General features: G+C 61.8%; 17 protein-coding genes and 3 tRNA genes. 4 read left to right on the top strand and 16 right to left on the bottom strand.

Features of this window, described 5'->3' with window-relative positions:
- Positions 1-16: 16 nt before the first annotated feature.
- The 11 genes from KF712_06720 to KF712_06670 all read right to left on the bottom strand — a co-directional run bounded on the left by KF712_06720 (position 17) and on the right by KF712_06670 (position 7,893).
- A complete protein-coding gene (locus tag KF712_06720) occupies positions 17-385 on the bottom strand; it encodes a VOC family protein (protein ID MBX3740663.1) in 369 nt (122 codons plus the stop codon).
- Between the two features lie 82 nt (positions 386-467).
- The gene (locus tag KF712_06715) at positions 468-1,439 is read right to left on the bottom strand and encodes a YafY family transcriptional regulator (GenBank protein MBX3740662.1); all 972 of its coding nucleotides are present in this window, start codon (positions 1,437-1,439) and stop codon (positions 468-470) included.
- Positions 1,440-1,574: 135 nt separating this feature from the next.
- On the bottom strand, positions 1,575-2,861 hold the full coding sequence (locus KF712_06710; protein ID MBX3740661.1) for a SufD family Fe-S cluster assembly protein: 1,287 nt from the start codon (positions 2,859-2,861) through the stop codon (positions 1,575-1,577).
- 60 nt (positions 2,862-2,921) lie between these two features.
- Positions 2,922-4,358, bottom strand: coding sequence for a Fe-S cluster assembly protein SufB (sufB, locus tag KF712_06705; protein MBX3740660.1), 1,437 nt, complete (start codon positions 4,356-4,358; stop codon positions 2,922-2,924).
- A gap of 31 nt (positions 4,359-4,389) precedes the next feature.
- Positions 4,390-5,154 carry a Fic family protein gene (locus KF712_06700; GenBank protein MBX3740659.1) on the bottom strand — a complete coding sequence of 255 codons (765 nt, stop codon included), beginning with the start codon at positions 5,152-5,154 and terminating at the stop codon, positions 4,390-4,392.
- A 6-nt stretch (positions 5,155-5,160) separates the two neighbouring features.
- A complete protein-coding gene (gene sufC, locus KF712_06695; GenBank protein ID MBX3740658.1) occupies positions 5,161-5,913 on the bottom strand; it encodes a Fe-S cluster assembly ATPase SufC in 753 nt (250 codons plus the stop codon).
- Positions 5,914-5,929: 16 nt separating this feature from the next.
- Positions 5,930-6,367, bottom strand: a complete 438-nt coding sequence (locus KF712_06690; GenBank protein ID MBX3740657.1) for a transcriptional repressor — start codon at positions 6,365-6,367, stop codon at positions 5,930-5,932.
- A gap of 126 nt (positions 6,368-6,493) precedes the next feature.
- A complete protein-coding gene (locus tag KF712_06685; GenBank protein MBX3740656.1) occupies positions 6,494-7,213 on the bottom strand; it encodes a zf-TFIIB domain-containing protein in 720 nt (239 codons plus the stop codon).
- A gap of 68 nt (positions 7,214-7,281) precedes the next feature.
- Positions 7,282-7,356 (bottom strand) — tRNA-Lys (locus KF712_06680).
- Between the two features lie 286 nt (positions 7,357-7,642).
- Positions 7,643-7,717 (bottom strand) — tRNA-Met (locus tag KF712_06675).
- Between the two features lie 102 nt (positions 7,718-7,819).
- Positions 7,820-7,893 (bottom strand) — tRNA-Gly (locus tag KF712_06670).
- Between the two features lie 867 nt (positions 7,894-8,760).
- On the opposite strand from KF712_06670, the gene ileS reads away from it, so the two are divergent.
- Positions 8,761-11,493 (top strand): isoleucine--tRNA ligase, encoded by a 2,733-nt coding sequence (gene ileS, locus KF712_06665; GenBank protein MBX3740655.1) that lies wholly within the window; start codon positions 8,761-8,763, stop codon positions 11,491-11,493.
- Positions 11,494-11,506: 13 nt separating this feature from the next.
- Positions 11,507-12,094, top strand: coding sequence for a signal peptidase II (locus tag KF712_06660; GenBank protein ID MBX3740654.1), 588 nt, complete (start codon positions 11,507-11,509; stop codon positions 12,092-12,094).
- 16 nt (positions 12,095-12,110) lie between these two features.
- On the opposite strand, the gene KF712_06655 is transcribed toward KF712_06660, so the two are convergent.
- Genes KF712_06655 through KF712_06645 form a run of 3 tightly spaced genes read right to left on the bottom strand, consistent with a single transcriptional unit; the run spans position 12,111 to position 13,575 of the window.
- Positions 12,111-12,422 (bottom strand): type II toxin-antitoxin system RelE/ParE family toxin, encoded by a 312-nt coding sequence (locus tag KF712_06655; protein ID MBX3740653.1) that lies wholly within the window; start codon positions 12,420-12,422, stop codon positions 12,111-12,113.
- Positions 12,419-12,634 (bottom strand): hypothetical protein, encoded by a 216-nt coding sequence (locus KF712_06650; GenBank protein MBX3740652.1) that lies wholly within the window; start codon positions 12,632-12,634, stop codon positions 12,419-12,421. The genes KF712_06655 and KF712_06650 overlap by 4 nt, the downstream gene beginning before the upstream one ends.
- Positions 12,635-12,687: 53 nt before the next feature.
- Positions 12,688-13,575: an undecaprenyl-diphosphate phosphatase gene (locus KF712_06645; GenBank protein ID MBX3740651.1), complete on the bottom strand. Its 888-nt coding sequence runs from the start codon at positions 13,573-13,575 to the stop codon at positions 12,688-12,690.
- A gap of 101 nt (positions 13,576-13,676) precedes the next feature.
- Between KF712_06645 and KF712_06640 the strand changes: the two genes are divergently transcribed.
- Positions 13,677-14,237 (top strand): DUF2062 domain-containing protein, encoded by a 561-nt coding sequence (locus tag KF712_06640; protein MBX3740650.1) that lies wholly within the window; start codon positions 13,677-13,679, stop codon positions 14,235-14,237.
- Here KF712_06640 and KF712_06635 read toward each other — a convergent pair.
- Positions 14,200-14,886, bottom strand: coding sequence for a TPM domain-containing protein (locus KF712_06635; protein ID MBX3740649.1), 687 nt, complete (start codon positions 14,884-14,886; stop codon positions 14,200-14,202). The two genes, KF712_06640 and KF712_06635, sit on opposite strands and share 38 nt — an antisense overlap.
- A 256-nt stretch (positions 14,887-15,142) precedes the next feature.
- Here KF712_06635 and recA point away from each other — a divergent pair, with 256 nt between their 5' ends.
- Complete coding sequence (gene recA, locus KF712_06630; GenBank protein ID MBX3740648.1) at positions 15,143-16,186, top strand: recombinase RecA; 1,044 nt, start codon at positions 15,143-15,145, stop codon at positions 16,184-16,186.
- Between the two features lie 360 nt (positions 16,187-16,546).
- On the opposite strand, the gene KF712_06625 is transcribed toward recA, so the two are convergent.
- Positions 16,547-16,783, bottom strand: a complete 237-nt coding sequence (locus KF712_06625) for a hypothetical protein (GenBank protein MBX3740647.1) — start codon at positions 16,781-16,783, stop codon at positions 16,547-16,549.
- Positions 16,784-16,992: the final 209 nt, after the last annotated feature.

Genomic DNA, 16,992 nt, shown 5'->3' with positions numbered 1-16,992 from the left:
CCGTAGGTCTTCTGCCTCAGATCATGCTGTGCAGGCCCACCGCGTTGCCCTCGGTGTCCTTGAACAGACCCATGAAGCCGTGTGGTGGGATGGCGGTGCGCGGCTTGATCACCTCGCCGCCCGCGCCCGGGATCCGGGACAGGATGGCATCGAGATCACCTTCGGCATTCAAATAGACCAGCGTGCCTCCCTCGCCGGGCTTGCAGCCGTCCATGAGCGTGATGCAACCGCCCACGCCCTTGTCATACTCCGCGGGGAAGAGCGCCATCTTGCAGCCGCAATCGGTCACCTCCATCGGCGCGCCGAGGATTGTTTCGTAAAAGGTCTTCGCGCGATCGAAGTCGGCCACCATGATCTCAAACCAGTTCACTGCGTTGCTTTTCATCTTTTCGGGTAGTTGGGGTTGGAACATCCGGAGTCATCCCGGACACGCAGCCATCCAACCACCCCCTACTGACAACCCTATGTCAGCAGGCTGAAAAAATTTCCGCGGCCCGGTATCTCTCCGCCATCTGCCCTGCCAGCGAGCGGATTTCCTCCCGCAGTTCCGCGGGTTCCTCCACCTCCGCATCCAGGCCGAAGCCCATCACCCAGGACGCCATCCACTTCGTGCAGGAGGTCAGTCCCTCCACCCGCACCCAACCATCTTGCAGCGGGCATTCTGTGAGGGAGGCGGAATAACACTCCGTCCGCACGCGTTCCATCACCTCCTGCCGGAACCGGATGGCCATGGGGATGATCTCGTGCGCACGGATCTGTTCCGCCAGGAAGTCCTTCATCGAGAAATCATCATGGCCATGGAAGCGCTGCTCCAGCACCTGCCAGCCGTCCATCCGGTCCAGGCGGAAATCCCGCACCGCTCCCCGCAGTCGGCAGTGGGCGATGAGGTGCCACTGCCTGCCGTAGAACACGACCCCCAGCGGCTCCACGATCCGGTCCGTGACCAACCCGCGTCTCCCGGCGTCATACGTCAGCGCCACGCACTGTTTCCGCACCACCGCATGCTGCAGCGGCATCAGCGATTGCCGTTCCTCCTCGCCTGAGGAAGGCACCGGCAGCCACACCCGGACGGAGCGTGAAAGCCGGTTCACATAGTCACGCTTCTCCGCCGGGAGCACCGCGCGGATCTTCAGCAGCGCATCCCGCAGGGCACCGCGAAGCGATTCATCCGCGATCTGATCCGTGACCTCCCCGCTTAGGAAAAGGGCAGCCGCCTCGTTTTCCGTGAACATGACCGGCGGCACATGGTAGCCGCGCATGAGCGAGTAACCCATGCCCGCCTCGCCTATGATGGGCACTCCCGCCTCCCCCAGCGCCGCCAGGTCACGGTAGACCGTCCGCACGCTGATCTCGAAGTGCGCCGCGATCTTCTCCGCCGTGATGACACGGTGGCTCTGCAGCAGGAGGATCATCCCCGTGAGACGGTCGATGCGGTTCATCGTGTCCGTTCTATAACAGACGCGGAGCCGCGCAACAATCGTGGGGTAGTGAACTTCTCCGGGGATGGAGCGCCGGCTTCAGCCGACTTGGCTTCGTGAAATGAAAGTGCCGGCGGAAGCCAGCGCTCCACCGCCTCACACCGCCGCGGCGATCTTCGCGAACTTGTCGTCGATGAAGCGCAGCACCAGTTCTTCCGTCGCGTCATCCTTCAGGCGTTCCACCACTTCCACGGAGAATCCGCGGGCGATGAGCTGGCGGGCGTTCACCGGGTCGATGCCGCGGGCGCGGAGGTAGAAGATCTCCTCATCGCTGATCTGGGCGGAGGTGCTGCCGTGGGAGCACTTCACCTGGTCCGCGTTGATTTCCAAACCGGGCATGGAGTTGGCTTCCGCGTCATCGCTCATGAGCAGGTTGCGGCAGGTCTGGTAGGCGTCCGTGTAGTGCGCGCCCTCATCGACGAAGATGAGACCGGAGAACACCGTGCGGGTGCGGTCGTAGAGGGAGTTCTTGTAGAGCAGGTCCGAGTAGGCGTGGTCCGAAGCGTGGTGCTGGAACGTGCGCTGGTCGTATTCCTGTTCGTGGGAGGGGATCGAGACGGAGAGCATTTCGGACCGTGCGCCCGGGCCTTCGAGGCGGGAGAGCGATTCGTTCCGCACCCATGACGCGCCGGTGTTCACGATCAGGCCGATGGTGGACGCGTCCTTCGCCGTGCCGGTCTCGTTGATCTGGATCATGCGGGTCTGCTCGTTGAGCGCCTGCAGGGCGACGTAGTCGAGCTTCGATCCGGCGGAGGTGCGCAGGTCGTTGAAGGCGATCACCACGCCCGGCTCCGCGTCATCCGCGGAGCGGAACATATCGACCACGCGCACCTTGGCGTGCTTGCCGGTGACGATGAGGGTGTGCGGATAGACGACGACGTTCTTTCCGGAAATCCAGTGGTGCACCTCGATGGTGCCGGCCACCTCGACATTGTCCGGCACATGGACGAACAGGCCGTTGGTCAGGGATGCCTCGTGCAGGGCGGCGAACTTGGCGGAGCCGAGACGCGTTTCCTGCTTCATGAAATGTTCCTGCACCAGGTCGCCGTGCGAGACGAGCGCCTGCGCGAGCGGGAGGCAGACGACGCCCTCCGGCAGACCGGGGGACTCGGAGCTGACCAGCTCATCATTCACGAACACCAGCTTCGCCGCCGGGGCCTCCAGACCGGTGGATTTCGCGACCAACTCCGCGGACTCTACTTTTCCGGCGCGTTCGAAGCCGGTGAAGTCGAGCTGCTTGAGGTTCGCGAAACGCCATGGCTCGTCACCGCGCTTCGGCGCGCGGGTGGCCAGGTAGCGTTCCCATGCCGCCTTCTGGCGGTCGGCGAACCATGCGGGGAATGAGGCGGAAGTCTGTGGCGCCGGAGCGAGCGTAGTGGACATTTCGGGAGAGCTGAGGAAATCAGGCGGAGTGACGGAAATCATGGAACGGCGGGTGCGGGATCAGCCGACGGAGCCTTCCATCTCGAGGTCGATGAGGCGCTTGAGCTCGACGGAGTATTCCATCGGGAACTCGCGGACGAGGTCGTTGATGAAACCGTTCACCGCCAGCGACATCGCCTGGCCTTCGTTGAGGCCGCGCTGCATGAGGTAGAACAGCATGTCCTCCGATACCTGGGAGACGGACGCCTCGTGCTGGGTGGAGTGCTTGTTGCCCTTCACCGTGATGGCCGGGTAGGTATCCGTGCGGCTGTTGGTGTTGATCAGCAGCGCGTCGCACTCGGTGTTGTTCTTGCAGCCCTTGAGATGCTTCGGGATGTGGACCTGGCCACGGTAGGTGGAGCGGCCTTCGCCGACGGAGATCGACTTGGAAACCACGTTGGAGGTCGTGTAGTCCGCCGCGTGGATCATCTTCGCGCCGGTGTCCTGATGCTGGCCGTTGTTCGCCAGCGCGATGGAGATGACCTCGCCGCGTGCACCCTTGCCCTTCATCACCACGCCCGGATACTTCATCGTCAGGCGGGAGCCGATGTTGCAATCGATCCAGCGGATCTCAGCGTCCTCCATGGCCAGACCGCGCTTGGTCACCAGGTTGAACACGTTGGAGGACCAGTTCTGGACGGTCACGTACTGGATCTTCGCGCCCTTCAGCGCCACCAGCTCCACCACGGCGGAGTGCAGCGTGGAGGTCTCGAACTTCGGTGCGGTGCAGCCTTCCATGTACATCACCTCGGCGCCTTCGTCCGCGATGATGAGCGTGCGCTCGAACTGGCCGAAGTTTTCCGAGTTGATGCGGAAGTAAGCCTGCAGCGGCTGCTTCAGCTTCACACCCTTCGGAATGTAAATGAACGAACCACCGGAAAACACGGCGCTGTTGAGCGCGGAGAACTTGTTGTCACCGGTCGGGATGACCTTGCCGAAGTAGGGGCGGAAGATCTCCTCATGCTTGTGGAGGCCTTCGGTGGAGTTCACGAAGATGACGCCCTGCTTGGTCAGCTCCTCCTTCACGTTGGAGTAGGCGGCCTCGGAGTCGAACTGGGCCTCCACACCGGCCAGGAACGCGCGCTCCTGCTGCGGAATACCGAGACGCTCGAAAGTCTCCAGAACGTCCGCCGGAACCTCGTCCCATGAGCGCTTCGGCTTCTCACCGTCGGAGAGGTAGTAGCGGATGACGTCGAAATCGATGTTCTCCAGATCCTTCGTCGCCCAGTTGGTGGGCATCGGCTTGTCGTTGAAAACCTTCAGCGCGCGGTGGCGGAAATCACGCAGCCACTGCGGGTCGCCCTTCACATCGCAGATGTAGTCCACCGTCTTCTCCGTCAGGCCGCGGCCAGCGTCGAACTTGTTGCGCTCCGGGAACGTGAAGTCGCCCTTCGTGCGGTCGATGTCGATCGCATCGCGGGTTTCGGAATCGAGGACTGCGAGATCTTCTTGGGACATTTCGGGTAAGTATGAGGAAAAGGTGAAAGTATCAGAGTTTGGCCGGATCCAGGGTTTCCAGATAACGGTCGAGCATCACGTCGGCAGCATGGACGACGAAGTTCCGGAATGCCTCCGGATCGCTCCCCGTCTGGGTCGCTTCCAGCGCATCGTAGTAGGCGATCCGCGACGCGGAGTCCGAAGGGATGACCACAGCCGGATAGCTGGCACGGAGGAACACCAGGTTCATCAGCAGGCGGGCGGTGCGTCCGTTGCCATCGACGAAAGGATGGATGGTCACCAGCCTCTCATGGACATCCGCCGCGAGAAGCGCCGGATGGAGATCCGCGGAACCGGCGATCTGCCGCTCCCAGTCATCCATCAGGCCGGGGATCTCCAGAAAGGCGGGAGGCTGGTGTTTCGCTCCGGCGATGCGGACGGGGACGGTGCGATAAACACCGGCCCAATCTTCATCGATCCGGCTGAGCACCATCTGGTGGAGTTCACGCACCAGACGGCCGGTAATCGGCTCCTGCGAACGGACCAAGCCTTTCAGGTAACCGAACGCCGCCGCCAGATTGACCGCCTCCAGGTGGTCCTTCAGTGGCTTGCCCGCGATGGTGACGCCCTTGGACAGCACCATTTCGGTTTCGCGGATGGTGAGGGAGTTTCCCTCGATCTGGTTGCTGGTGGCGATGACCTCCAGTTCGAATGCGGCGACGACCTTTTCTTCCAACGCACGCACCGCCGCAGGCTCCAGCGGCCGGAGGGCCTGGAGGCGGGACAGTTTTTCCGTGAGTTGGCCGGGCGTTGCCATGGATGATCAGGCGAGGGCAGGTTCCTTGAGGAATTCGTAGCCGTCTTTCTCAAGTTCGAGCGCCAGCTCGGGACCGCCGGAGCGGACGATGCGGCCTTCGGCCATCACGTGGACGTGGTCCGGCTTGATGTAGTCGAGCAGGCGCTGGTAGTGGGTGATGAGGAGGAAGCCGCGGTCCGGGGAGCGCATGGAGTTCACGCCCTTGGCGACGATCTTGAGGGCGTCGATGTCGAGGCCGGAGTCCGTCTCGTCGAGGATCGCGTATTTCGGATCCAGCATGATGAGCTGGAGGATCTCGTTGCGCTTCTTCTCACCACCGGAGAAGCCTTCGTTCACGGCGCGGGCGGTGAATTTCCGGTCCATCTCCAGCAGGTCCATCTTGGAGTAGAGGTGCTTGTAGTAGGCCACGGCGTCCAGTTCCTCGCCCTTCGGCAGGCGGGCCTGCAGCGCGGCGCGGATGAAGTTGGCGTTGGAGACGCCGGGGACTTCGGACGGATACTGGAAGGCGAGGAAGATCCCGTCGCGGGAACGCTCGTCGATGGACTTTTCCAGGATCTCCTCACCGTCGAGCGTCACGGAACCGGAGGTGACGACGTAGCCCTCATGGCCGGCGATCACCTTGGAAAGCGTGGACTTGCCCGATCCGTTCGGTCCCATGATGGCATGGACTTCACCTTTCGGGATTTCGAGGGTGACGCCCTTGAGGATTTCGGTGCCGTCTTCGAGCGTGGCGTGCAGGTCTTGGATGTGGAGGCTCATGTGTGGTGGGAGAGGTTCAGGCGTTTGGTTGGGCGGTGATTTTCCCGCTGACGGTGATCTCGATCTCATCGACCAGCGCGCCGGGCGGCAGGTCGAGGAAGTCCGCGGGATTCACCCCCGGCTTGAAATGCACGTCGAGAATCGATCCGGTCGCTGAATCGTGGAAATGCCCGTGTTCCTGCAGGTTGGAACAGTAGCGCGACGGGCCGCGCTCGAAGTTCACCTGCCGGATGATGTTGTGTTGGACAAGCGCTTCGAGGCAGTTGTAGACGGTCGCCAGAGAGATGTTCGGCAGGCGGTCCTTCACCCGCATGAACACGTCGTTTGCCGTCGGATGGTCCGGCTCCTGCATCAGGATCCGGTAGACTTCCTGCCGCTGGCGCGTCATCCGGAGGCCGGAAATCTCCTCGGGGAGCCCGGAGTCCGATGGGTTGGATGAGGCTTCGCTGACCATTTCGGCGGGAAAGTCCTCCCACCAGCAACCGATATCAAGAATAATTCTAATTATTTATTTAGGATGCTCTAAGCAATCGGGGGCGGAGGATTCTGCGCGCAATCTCCCGGGCAGGGAGCGGTGAAATCAGCTTTTGATGACCGCCGCGGCGACCTTTCCGATGACCCGTATCACCTCAAAAGCAATCTCCACGCCGTCGAAGGTATTCAGGACGGTGTCCGCGGGCTTGCCCCACGTCCAGTCGTCCCGCTTTTCAGGGGATTCGATGCTCCCCCCGGTGGGGTTGCTTTTGCGCGGCTCCGGAACGAACAGCCGTCCGACCCGCTTGGACTCCGACTGCTGGTGGATGAGTTTTCCTCCGGCACGCCACCACTCCGCCAGCCGACGGAGTTCCCCGCCATCCAGCCACAGGCCGTGCGTGCCACAGCGATCCAGGATCACGCCGCTGCGGCCGCCGAAATTCAGGTGGCTCATCCGCTCGGAGCACATCGGGCATGGCTTGTAGATCACCTCGTGGTTGAAGCCGTAGTCGGCGGTGACCTGGTCGAGCATCTCCGCGTCGAAGCGCACGGCCGCCTCTGTCTGCTGGTTCAGAACCGCCTCCAGCTCCCCGGGGTTGAAGAACATGCCGAAGCACCCGCCGCAGCGTTCCACCTTCATCGGCGGAGAGGTCCCCACCTGGATGACCTGCAGCGGTTTCGTGCATGTCGGGCATGGCAGTGCGGCGTCCGGCACGCTCAGGTCCCGGAAATGCATCTGCCGCAGGTCGATGTCCTGCCGCACCCCGCAGTAGGGACAGAAGTTCATCGGGCCTTTCAGGGCACCACCGCAACTGTGGCATTTCATGGAACTGGTAATATAGGACCATCCTCCGCGCGTCCATTCCACTCGGAGATGGAGTTTCCATACGGAAATGGTGGACCTGCAGGGACTTGCGCCCTGCTCCTCCGGTTAAAAGCCGGGAGCTTCGCTGTCTAAGCTTCAGGTCCTTGAAATGGCGGCCCCGGGCGGATTCGCACCGCCACCTTCCGAGTCAAAGTCGGGAGCTCTGCTGGTTGAGCTACGGGGCTATCGGGAAATGGGAAAATGGGTTGGCCAACGGGACTTGCACCCGTACGGCCGCCTTCACAGGGCGGGATGCTGCTCTTACATCATGGCCAACGTATTATGGAAAATGGTGGCTGCGTCCGGTAGCGCGCCGGACTCTCCTCGTCTTCAGCGAGGCGCTGATCTTTCTCAGCTACACAGCCTTGGTTTGTGGGATGGATGGTGGGATGGTGGCGGGGGCCGGAGTCGAACCGGCGCTGGGCGGCGTATGGGACCGCTGCCTTACCGCTTGGCTACCCCGCCGGGGGAGTTTGGCGCGGCGTCCCGGTGCTGCCCCGGGGAGCCGGAGTTTTGGAGACTCCGCTGCGCAGGCTGGCGCCCGCCGCGTTTTCTGGTTCTGGAAAATGGAGCGGCCAGCCGGAATCGCACCGGCATCTCCTGGTTGGAAGCCAGGGATCCTGCTCTTGAACGATGGCCGCAGGAAATCGGGAAAGCTCCGCCTCATCCGGGGTGATAGGTCATTCCCGGATCATGGTTTCACATATGTCATGGAGTAATATCGAAACGAAGCCTTCCTGATGATATGGAAACATATCATTCGGATCGCTTGGTCCGGGGTGGGCGGATGGTTTGACGGAGGGAGTTTTCCCCTTGCGTCGGGATGCGCCACCGGTGTCCGGACACGGGTCAGGGAAGGTTCTTCCAAGTCCCGGCTCCCCGGGGAGGAAGAAAAGGAGGGCCAGGGTTCGGGCCGGGCTTCTTTCACCTCCCGGAGGGAGCCGGGCTGAAAATGGGGGCTATTTCTGTTTCATGGCGATGGATGGAAAGTGGATTGATTTGATCTGTAATTCATTGATTTCCTGATCTCTGGATGGAATCCGGCAGGAAAACAAAAAGCCCGCCGGTAGGTGCGGCGGGCGGGGTTCTCGAAAAATTCGATGATCGGTTGCGATCGTGAACTACCAGCCTGCCCCCTTGTGGGTAAAATGATGCATCTGCCCCTGGGCGAACATCCCCACAGGTCTGCGCCAGGACATGAAGCCCGTCTGGCGGAAGGACACACCCATGCCCGCCGACCATCGGGTCGGGGAAAGCTGGATTGGATGTGCGCTTGCTGTGTTCATCTGAATGGAAGACGGACGAGAGATAGGCATTCGGACGATAAAGGTCAACCTGATATTTATCATTTTGATGATTTTATGATATATGCCAGTCATTCCTTTCCTGATCCGCCCCTGCAGGCCGCGTGGTGAGTTCCCGTTTTTCCGGCCGCAGGCGGTCATTTTTCCGCCCGATTTCCCATGGTTGACCCTCCCCCCCGGCGTTGCTAGCGTCCGCGCCCCGTCATGAGTGACTCCGCAAAGAACTACAAGGACACGCTGACCCTGCCGCAGACGACATTTCCGATGCGCGGGGACCTCGTGGAGAACGAACCGAAGCGCCTGGAGCGCTGGGAATCGAGCGGCCTCTACCAACGGATTATTGCCCGCCGCCGCGAACAGAACGCGCCGGAGTTCATCCTCCATGACGGCCCGCCCTTCGCCAACGGGGACGTCCACATGGGCACCGCACTCAACAAGGTGCTCAAGGACCTGGTGGTGAAGTCGAAGACCATGGCCGGCTACACCGCGCCCTTCATCCCCGGCTGGGACTGCCACGGCCTGCCCATCGAGTTCAAGGTGGTGAAGGAAGCCGCCGGCCTGGAGCCGGTGGAAATCCGCCGCCGTTCGGCCGAGTTCGCCAACAAGTTCATCGACATCCAGCGCAATTCCTTCCGCCGCCTGGGCGTGTTCGGGGACTGGTACAATCCCTACCTCACCATGGCCCCGGCCTATGAGGCGGACATCCTCCGCGTCTTTGCCAAGCTGGTGGAGGGTGGCTGCGTGTACCAATCCCAGAAGCCGGTCCAGTGGTCCTACGGCGCGCAGACCGCGCTGGCCGAGGCCGAAGTCGAGTACCACGACAAGGAAAGCCCGGCGATCTTCGTGAAGTTCCCGCTGCAGGATGTGCCGGAGTCCGTCTGTGCGCTGGAGGGTGCCTCCATCGTCATCTGGACCACCACGCCGTGGACGCTGCCTGCCAACCTCGGCATCGCGGTGCACCCGGAGTTCACCTACGTGGTCGGACGTTTCGAGAAAGACGGACGCGAAGAGACCCTCGTCATCGTCCGTGAGCTGGTGGAAGCCTTCGAGCAGAAGACCGGCTTCAAGCTGGCGAAGCCGCTGGAGGAGATCCGCGGTCGCGAGTTCGACGGCCTGCTGGCCCGGCATCCTTTCCTGGACCGCACGTCGAAGCTCATCCTCGCCAACTTCGTCACCACGGAGACCGGCACCGGCGCGGTGCACATCGCCCCCGGCCACGGTGCGGACGACTATGTCGCCGGCCAGCAGAACGGCCTGGCCGTGCTTTCCCCGGTGGACAACGAAGGCAACTTCACCGCCGAGGCGGGCCTCGACGAACTCGTCGGCAAGCACGTCTTCAAGTCGAACGAGCGCATCATCGAGATCCTCGAAGAGAAGGGCGTCCTGCTCGGCAGGGAAGTCTACAAGCACTCCTACCCGTATTGCTGGCGTTCCAAGACGCCGATCATCTTCCGCGCCGTCGAGCAGTTCTTCATCTCGCTCGACACGCTCCGCGGCCTCGCGCTGACGGAGATCGACAAGGTGGAGTGGCTGCCTGCGTGGGGCCGCAACCGCATCTACGGCACCGTGGAGGCGCGCCCGGACTGGTGCATCTCCCGCCAGCGCACCTGGGGTGTGCCGCTGCCCGTGTTCTTCGACGGGGACAACAAGGCGATCCTCTCCGCCGAAGTCGCCCGCAAGGTGGCGGATCTGGTCGAGAAAGAAGGCACGAACATCTGGTTTGAAAAGACCGACGCGGAGCTGGCCGCGCTGCTGGACCTGCCCGCGAACGTGACCCGCTGCCGCGACACGCTGGACGTCTGGATCGACTCCGGCTGCTCCCACGTTTCCGTGCTGGAACGCCACCCTGAGCTGCATGCCCCCGCCGACCTCTACCTGGAAGCGACCGACCAGCACCGCGGCTGGTTCCAGAGCTCCCTCATGATGAGCGTGGGCTGGCGCGGCGTGGCCCCCTACAAGTCCGTGATGACCCACGGCTTCGTCGTGGACAAGGACAAGAAGAAGCTCTCGAAGTCCGAGGCGGAAAAGGCCGGAAAGCCCATCGACGCCGCCCACTTCTACAACAAATACGGCGCGGACATCGTCCGGCTGTGGGTGTCCTCCGTGGACTGGCAGAACGAAGTGCCGTTCGGTGAGGAGCTCTTCAAGCAGGTGGCGGAGCCCTACCGCCGCCTCCGCAACACGCTGCGGATCCTGCTCGGAAATCTGGACGGCTTCGATCCGAAGACCGCCCCGGCGGCACCGGCCTACACGCTGCTGGACCGCTGGATTCTGGAGCGCCTGCATGAAGTGACCGCCGAGTGCCTCCAGGCCTACCAGAACTACGAGTTCCGCAAGGTTTTCAACTCGCTCAACCAGTTCTGCACCACCGACCTTTCCGCCATCTACATCGACGCGCTGAAGGACCGGATGTATTGCGATGCCGCAGGCTCCCCGCGCCGGATCGCCTCCCAGGCGGCGATGCATGAGGTATTCACCGTGCTGGCGAAGCTGCTCGCCCCCATCCTGGCCTACACGGCGGACGAGGCGTGGGAGCACGCGACTTTCACCGAGGGCACCGTCCACGAGCAGGACTTCCCCACCGCGAATCCCGCCTTCGCCCCCGGTGAAGCCACGAAGACGGTGGAGCGCCTGTTCGCCATCAAGTCCGTCATCCAGACCGCCATCGAAGCCCGCATCCAGGCGAAGGAATTCACCCGCAACAACGAGGCGCATGTCACGCTCACGCTGCCTGCGGAGGATGAGGGTCTGGTCGCGCTGTTGGGTGACCGGGACTTCGCCACGGAGTTCTTCATCATCGCCGGACTGGATGTGAAATCGGGCGACAGCCTTTCCGCCACCGCCGCGAAAACCGAACTCTGCCTCTGCCCGCGCTGCCGCAAGCACGAGCCGCTTCTGGCAAGCGGCCTCTGCTCCCGCTGCGACGCCGTGGTGTGATCCAAAAGAAACGATGACCTTCTTCCAAAAGCTCCTGCTCTTCGTCACCCTCCCGCTCTACGTGATCGATCAGATCACGAAGTTCTGGACGGTGGAGAAATTCGCGCCCCCGTGGTCATACGACGCCCATCAGTGGAAAGTCATCGAGGACGTTTTCCACTGGGTGCGGGTGCACAACCAGGGCGTCGCCTTCGGTTTCGGCAACGGAACCTCCTGGGCGCCGGTCGTCTTTCTTTTCGTGCCCATCATCGCGCTCACGATGATCCGGATCTTCTGGAAGAAGGGTGTTTTCGACAATACGGCGTCGAAGGTCGCCGTGGCCCTCCTGCTCTGCGGCATTTTCGGCAACCTGACCGACCGCCTGGTCCAGGGATTCCTGCTCGATGAGTTCAAGGCCGCCTCATTCTGGGGACGGCTTTCCCAAGGCTACGTGGTCGATTTCATCTCGGTGAAGCTGCCCTTCTACGAAAAGATCGTTCCCGCCAGCGGTGGCTGGTGGCCATCCTTCAACGTGGCGGACTCCTGCATTTTCATCGCCGCCTTCACCCTCTTCTTCGCTGGTATCCGGGAGGAGAAGAAAAAGAAGGCTGCTGAAGGTTGATTGGGAGAAACGCGGTTCAGAAAATCCGTTTTTTCCACCCGGCATCGTGCCGTGCGGCATGTAGCACGGCGATGACGAGAATCGTTCGTGCTGCTTCATCCACGATATAAATGACGCGATAGGGGAATCTGGCTGGGTAACGCCATCGCAGATCCAAGGTTGGATGACGTTTGGTACCTATCAGCGGAAGCTCACTGAGTTCATCCCAAGTTTTGATGATTTCCTCGATGAAATCGCTGCCGAGGCCTGGCTCCTTCGACTCATACCAAGTGGCAGCTTGGTTCACGTCAGAGCGAACTTCCGGACGAAATTCCACCAGCCAGCTCATTCTCCGGACTCCTCCCGGAGCAACATCTTCATCCGTTCCATTGGGATGGCCGAGGACGGATCACGCCGGTGGTCTTCCAGCCTGGAAAGGATCAGACGTTCGTCCTCCGGAGAAAGGCCGGAATCGTCCAGTTCCATGGCCCGCAGGACCAGCACCTGTCTTTCAGCGACGGTGAGTGTCGGAAGCTCTTCAAGCACCTGTGCCAGACTCATGGCACCAGTCTATCACTTGTGACGCCCAAGTCAGGGAAATTCCTCCCCTCCAATCAAACCGCCAGCATGCCGGTCGCGAACAATGCACCGACCACGATGCCCAGCGCGATGCGGTACCAGCCGAAGACCGCCAGCCCGTGCTTCTGCAGGTAGCTGACCAGCCATTTCACGGCCAGCGCCGCCGCGACCGCTGCGGAAACGATGCCGATCACCAGTGCCAGCGTCCCGTATTGGCTGTGCATCAGCATGGAGCCGCCGAAGAGCGTGTCGTATTGGGCGGGGATGCCCTCGCCGGAGACCGGCCAGATGGCTTTTTTCACCGTCGCCGCCGTCAGCGTCAGCACGCCCAGCAGGAAGGAGTACTCCACCGCCGCCCGCAGGGACAGGCCCACCAGCAGGCCACCGACGATGGTCATGAGGCTGCGGCTGGTGCCGGGCCACATTGCCACGCACTGCAGCAGGCCGATGACGAGCGCCATTTTCCACGTCAGGTCCATCAGCTCCTTGCCCTTGCCCACGGCTTCCTTCCTGTTGCGGAAGGAAACCAGCAGGATCGCCACGCCACCGATGAACAGTGCCGCCGTGATCGGCCAAGGAGAGAAGAGTTTTTCCTCGATCCAGTCGTTGAACAGCATCCCCAGCACGGCGGCCGGGAGGAACCCTGCCAGGATGTTGAACGCCAGTTGCAGGCCTTCGCGGTCTTTTCCGAGAAAGCCCATGGCCATTTGCAGCGTTCTTTTGAAATAGAGGCCCAGCACCGCCAGAATCGCGCCACCCTGGATGCAGATGGCGAACGCGTCCGCCGCCGCCTTGTCCACCGCCCCCGCCGTCCCGATGCCCATGAAATGCTGCGCCAGCAACAAGTGCCCCGTCGAACTGATCGGGAGGTATTCCGTGATCCCTTCGATCACGCCGAGGACGAATGCTTGCCAAGGTTCCATAAGCCGCGCCGAACCTGCGGGCAGAAAACACCCCCGGCAAGGCATTTGCGGTTGATTCAAAGGCGAACACGACGAACCTTCCCGCGCCCGTTCCCTCACCGATGAAGAAACGCTATCTGAAACTGGTCCGCAGCGCCTTCCGCGCGTTGCGGCACAGGAAGCTGCGCCATCGTCCGTGGTGGCGGAGCATGACCAAGCCACTTTTCGCCCGGGAACTGTGGATGCCATGCCGGGACACGGTGGCCAACGGCCTGGCCATCGGCCTTTTCTTCTCCATGATCCCGATGATTCCGCAGGCGATCGTCTCCGCGATCATCTCCATGCGGGCGAAGGCGAACGTGCCCTTTGCGATGGCCGCTTGCTTTGTCAGCAATCCCTTCACGAACCTGCCCATCTGGGCCGCCCAGGTGAAGCTCGGCTCCTGGCTGTATCACCTGCTCCCCATTCCGGATGACCTCATCCCCGGCCACTTCAAGGTGCCGGGCGTGGGACTGGTGAGCGCCGCCACGATCATCCTCGGCGTCGTCGCGTCCGGGGTGATCCTCTCACTGATCTCCTACCCGCTCGTCCATCTTTTCTCCGCGCTCATGCCGCACCATCTGCCGGCGCTCCGCCACAAGCCGGTCAGGATCGCGCGCCCGTCCCAAACCGGCGGGAACTGACCTCTCCGCCGCCATAGGGCGCCCCCAGCCGCTCGGAAACCTGAACGTCGGGGAAGTAGAAGCATCTCCCGCCCCCACGGTTGTCGGAACGGCGCACCAGCAGGGCGGCCATGAGGCCCAGCAAGGCCAGCGCGGCGGCGCCACCCACGATGATGAGGCCCATCTTGACCGACCTTTCCCCGGGCACCGGCTGGTTCTTCCTCAGGAAATACTCATTGTAGCCGTCCACCACCTGGGCTGCGAAGGTTTCCAGCATCGACTCCGCCGATGCCGCGTCCACATTCATCCTCGCCTTCTCCAGGATGAGGTTCGTTTCATAGGATGGAACCTGGCCGGGGGGGGCTTTCGTCGGATCCGCCTCCTGTTCGAAACTCTGGCCGATGCCGAGGCTCCGCGTGTCCATCTCGAAGACCAGCACCATTCCATCCCCTTTCGGAATCCAGTTCCTTCTCAGGCGGCTCGCCAGCAACTGGGGGTCCCCGGACACCAGAACCGACTCCAGCAGGACATAGAGCTGGAAACCGTGATCGTCCCGCAACTGGCGGATGTCCTCCCTCAGTTTCGCCACCAGCGCCGCATTCCGGTGCCCCAGCCCTGCGCGGTCCACCAATCCATCCGCAGGCGGCGGTCCCACCAGGTCTTCACTCACGGGCAACGTGAATGACTGGCCGGATCCAGAAAGCAACGATCCCAACCAGAATCCGATCAATAAAAGCCACCGTCGCCAAGTGTTCACGTGTCCGGATCATTCCCCCGATCGCGTCCGCTTGGCAAGCCCGCGCTGAAATCAGGCATCAAGATCCGCGTTTTTCATCCATTTTATAATTTTTGTTCGGGTGAACATCTTTTTTCTTGTCATGAACACGTGAAGCATCCATCGGTATCCCAACTCACATCACTCCCATATGGCCGCACGCATCACTCCAGACGACTCCGTTTCCGACAAACTCGCCGAAGCCCGCAAGCGCAACCTGGATCTGGCGATCTCCAACATCCAGAAGGAGTTCGGAGAAGCTGCCATCATGCGGATGGGCGATGAGCACCGCGTGGATGTGGATGTCATCCCCACCGGCAACCTGCTGATCGACCGTGCGCTGGGTGTCGGTGGATTCCCCCGTGGCCGGATCATCGAGGTGTTCGGTCCCGAGTCTTCCGGTAAGACGACCCTCACTCTCACCGCCATCGCCCAAGCCCAGAAAAAGGGCGGACTGGCCGCCTTCATCGACGTCGAGCACGCGCTCGACCCGCAGTATGCCAAGAAGCTCGGCGTGAATCTCGATGACCTGCTCGTTTCCCAACCATCCTCCGGTGAGGAAGCCCTCCAGATCTGCGAGGCCCTCGTCCGCTCGAATGCCATCGACGTCATCGTCCTCGACTCCGTCGCCGCGCTGGTGACGAAGCAGGAACTCGACGGCGAGATCGGTGACTCCACCGTCGGCGCCCAGGCCCGCCTGATGAGCGCCGCCATGCGGAAGCTCACCGCCCTCATTTCCAAGGCGAAGACCGTCTGCATCTTCACCAACCAGATCCGTGAGAAGATCGGCGTCATGTTCGGCAACCCGGAGACCACCCCGGGCGGCCGTGCGCTCAAGTTCTTCGCCTCCGTCCGGATCGACATCCGCCGCATCGCGCAGATCAAGGCGACCGATGGCGTCGTGACCGGCAGCCGGACGAAGATCAAGGTCGTCAAAAACAAGGTCGCACCGCCCTTCACCGAAGCCGAGTTCGACATCATGTATAACGAGGGCATCTCCTCCACCGGCTCCCTGCTCGACCTCGCGCTGGAAATGGACATCGTCCAGAAGCGTGGCTCCTGGTTCAGCTACAACGGCACCCAGCTCGCCCAGGGCCGCGATGCCGCGAAAGAACTCCTCAAGTCGGACTCCGCCATCTACGCGGACATCGAGGAGAAGGTGAAGGAAGGCCTCGAAACGAGGAAGAAGAGGTAAGGATTTCCGAGGAGTTCGCGTTCCCGGACGGGAGGGGGCTTTTGGGCCTGCCTCCCGATTTTGTTTCTTGGCAGCCAGGAAGGGAGGCTTTGGTCCGGGCGGAGACATTCCCCATTTGCGCGGCAGCGTCATGGAGTGCGGCGGTCTTCCGCCGCTTTGCGGAAACATGCCGGTGAACCATGTTCGTCAGCAGCCGATGAGAAACGGCATCAGGGAGGAATAGATGATCGCACGGTTCGGAAGCCCAAGGTTCCTGGATTGCCCGCTCTTTGGCGTCCGGCTGGAAATCAAGGTGGCACTTTCTACCCATTTCCGCTATCATTCCCCATGTCGCAAGTCGCAGAGTTGCTCAAAGAGGCCTCAAAGCTTGATCTGCTGTATCGCACGGAGCTGGTTTCGTCGCTTCTCGAGGATCTTGATTCCCGCCCTCATCACGTCAGTGACGAAGAGGCTTTGCAACGGCTCCAGGACTTGAAATCCGGCAGGGTCGAGGGACTGTCCGAAGACGAATTTTGGAGGGCTTGCGGACGTCCGTGATTGATGCAGGTCATCCGACATCCAAAGCTTGCCGATGACATCCGGGAGGTAGCCTCGCATGATGCCGGGATTTCGGAGCGGGTTCTTTCCGCTTTTTGGAGTGAGTTGGATCTGGTGCTTGATTCGGTTGGGAGAAATCCCAGAAGCAACCATTTTGATTCGTGTGGCCTTCGCAGAGCCAATTTGCGGAAGTTTCCATATCCACTTGCTATACGAAGTCGATGATGAAGCGATTTTCCTGGTGGTGCTCAGGCACGACAGAAGGTGCC

This window comes from Akkermansiaceae bacterium, assembly GCA_019634595.1.
In the GTDB taxonomy this organism is placed as follows: Bacteria; Verrucomicrobiota; Verrucomicrobiia; order Verrucomicrobiales; family Akkermansiaceae; genus Luteolibacter.
The sequence above is the reverse complement of the archived record's forward strand: the minus strand, read 5'-3'. Positions and strand labels throughout refer to the sequence as shown.

Excerpts from the sequence above, each read along its gene's own strand:
- KF712_06700 (MBX3740659.1), bottom strand. The coding sequence starts at position 5,154 with ATGGCAACGCCCGGCCAACTCACGGAAAAACTGTCCCGCCTCCAGGCC.
- KF712_06625 (MBX3740647.1), bottom strand. The coding sequence starts at position 16,783 with ATGCGAGGCTACCTCCCGGATGTCATCGGCAAGCTTTGGATGTCGGAT.
- sufB (MBX3740660.1), bottom strand. The coding sequence starts at position 4,358 with ATGTCCCAAGAAGATCTCGCAGTCCTCGATTCCGAAACCCGCGATGCG.
- KF712_06660 (MBX3740654.1), top strand. The coding sequence starts at position 11,507 with ATGACCTTCTTCCAAAAGCTCCTGCTCTTCGTCACCCTCCCGCTCTAC.
- KF712_06710 (MBX3740661.1), bottom strand. The coding sequence starts at position 2,861 with ATGTCCACTACGCTCGCTCCGGCGCCACAGACTTCCGCCTCATTCCCC.
- KF712_06645 (MBX3740651.1), bottom strand. The coding sequence starts at position 13,575 with ATGGAACCTTGGCAAGCATTCGTCCTCGGCGTGATCGAAGGGATCACG.
- KF712_06650 (MBX3740652.1), bottom strand. The coding sequence starts at position 12,634 with ATGAGTCTGGCACAGGTGCTTGAAGAGCTTCCGACACTCACCGTCGCT.
- KF712_06690 (MBX3740657.1), bottom strand. The coding sequence starts at position 6,367 with ATGGTCAGCGAAGCCTCATCCAACCCATCGGACTCCGGGCTCCCCGAG.
- KF712_06715 (MBX3740662.1), bottom strand. The coding sequence starts at position 1,439 with ATGAACCGCATCGACCGTCTCACGGGGATGATCCTCCTGCTGCAGAGC.
- sufC (MBX3740658.1), bottom strand. The coding sequence starts at position 5,913 with ATGAGCCTCCACATCCAAGACCTGCACGCCACGCTCGAAGACGGCACC.
- KF712_06720 (MBX3740663.1), bottom strand. The coding sequence starts at position 385 with ATGAAAAGCAACGCAGTGAACTGGTTTGAGATCATGGTGGCCGACTTC.
- KF712_06640 (MBX3740650.1), top strand. The coding sequence starts at position 13,677 with ATGAAGAAACGCTATCTGAAACTGGTCCGCAGCGCCTTCCGCGCGTTG.
- KF712_06685 (MBX3740656.1), bottom strand. The coding sequence starts at position 7,213 with ATGAAATGCCACAGTTGCGGTGGTGCCCTGAAAGGCCCGATGAACTTC.
- KF712_06655 (MBX3740653.1), bottom strand. The coding sequence starts at position 12,422 with ATGAGCTGGCTGGTGGAATTTCGTCCGGAAGTTCGCTCTGACGTGAAC.
- ileS (MBX3740655.1), top strand. The coding sequence starts at position 8,761 with ATGAGTGACTCCGCAAAGAACTACAAGGACACGCTGACCCTGCCGCAG.
- recA (MBX3740648.1), top strand. The coding sequence starts at position 15,143 with ATGGCCGCACGCATCACTCCAGACGACTCCGTTTCCGACAAACTCGCC.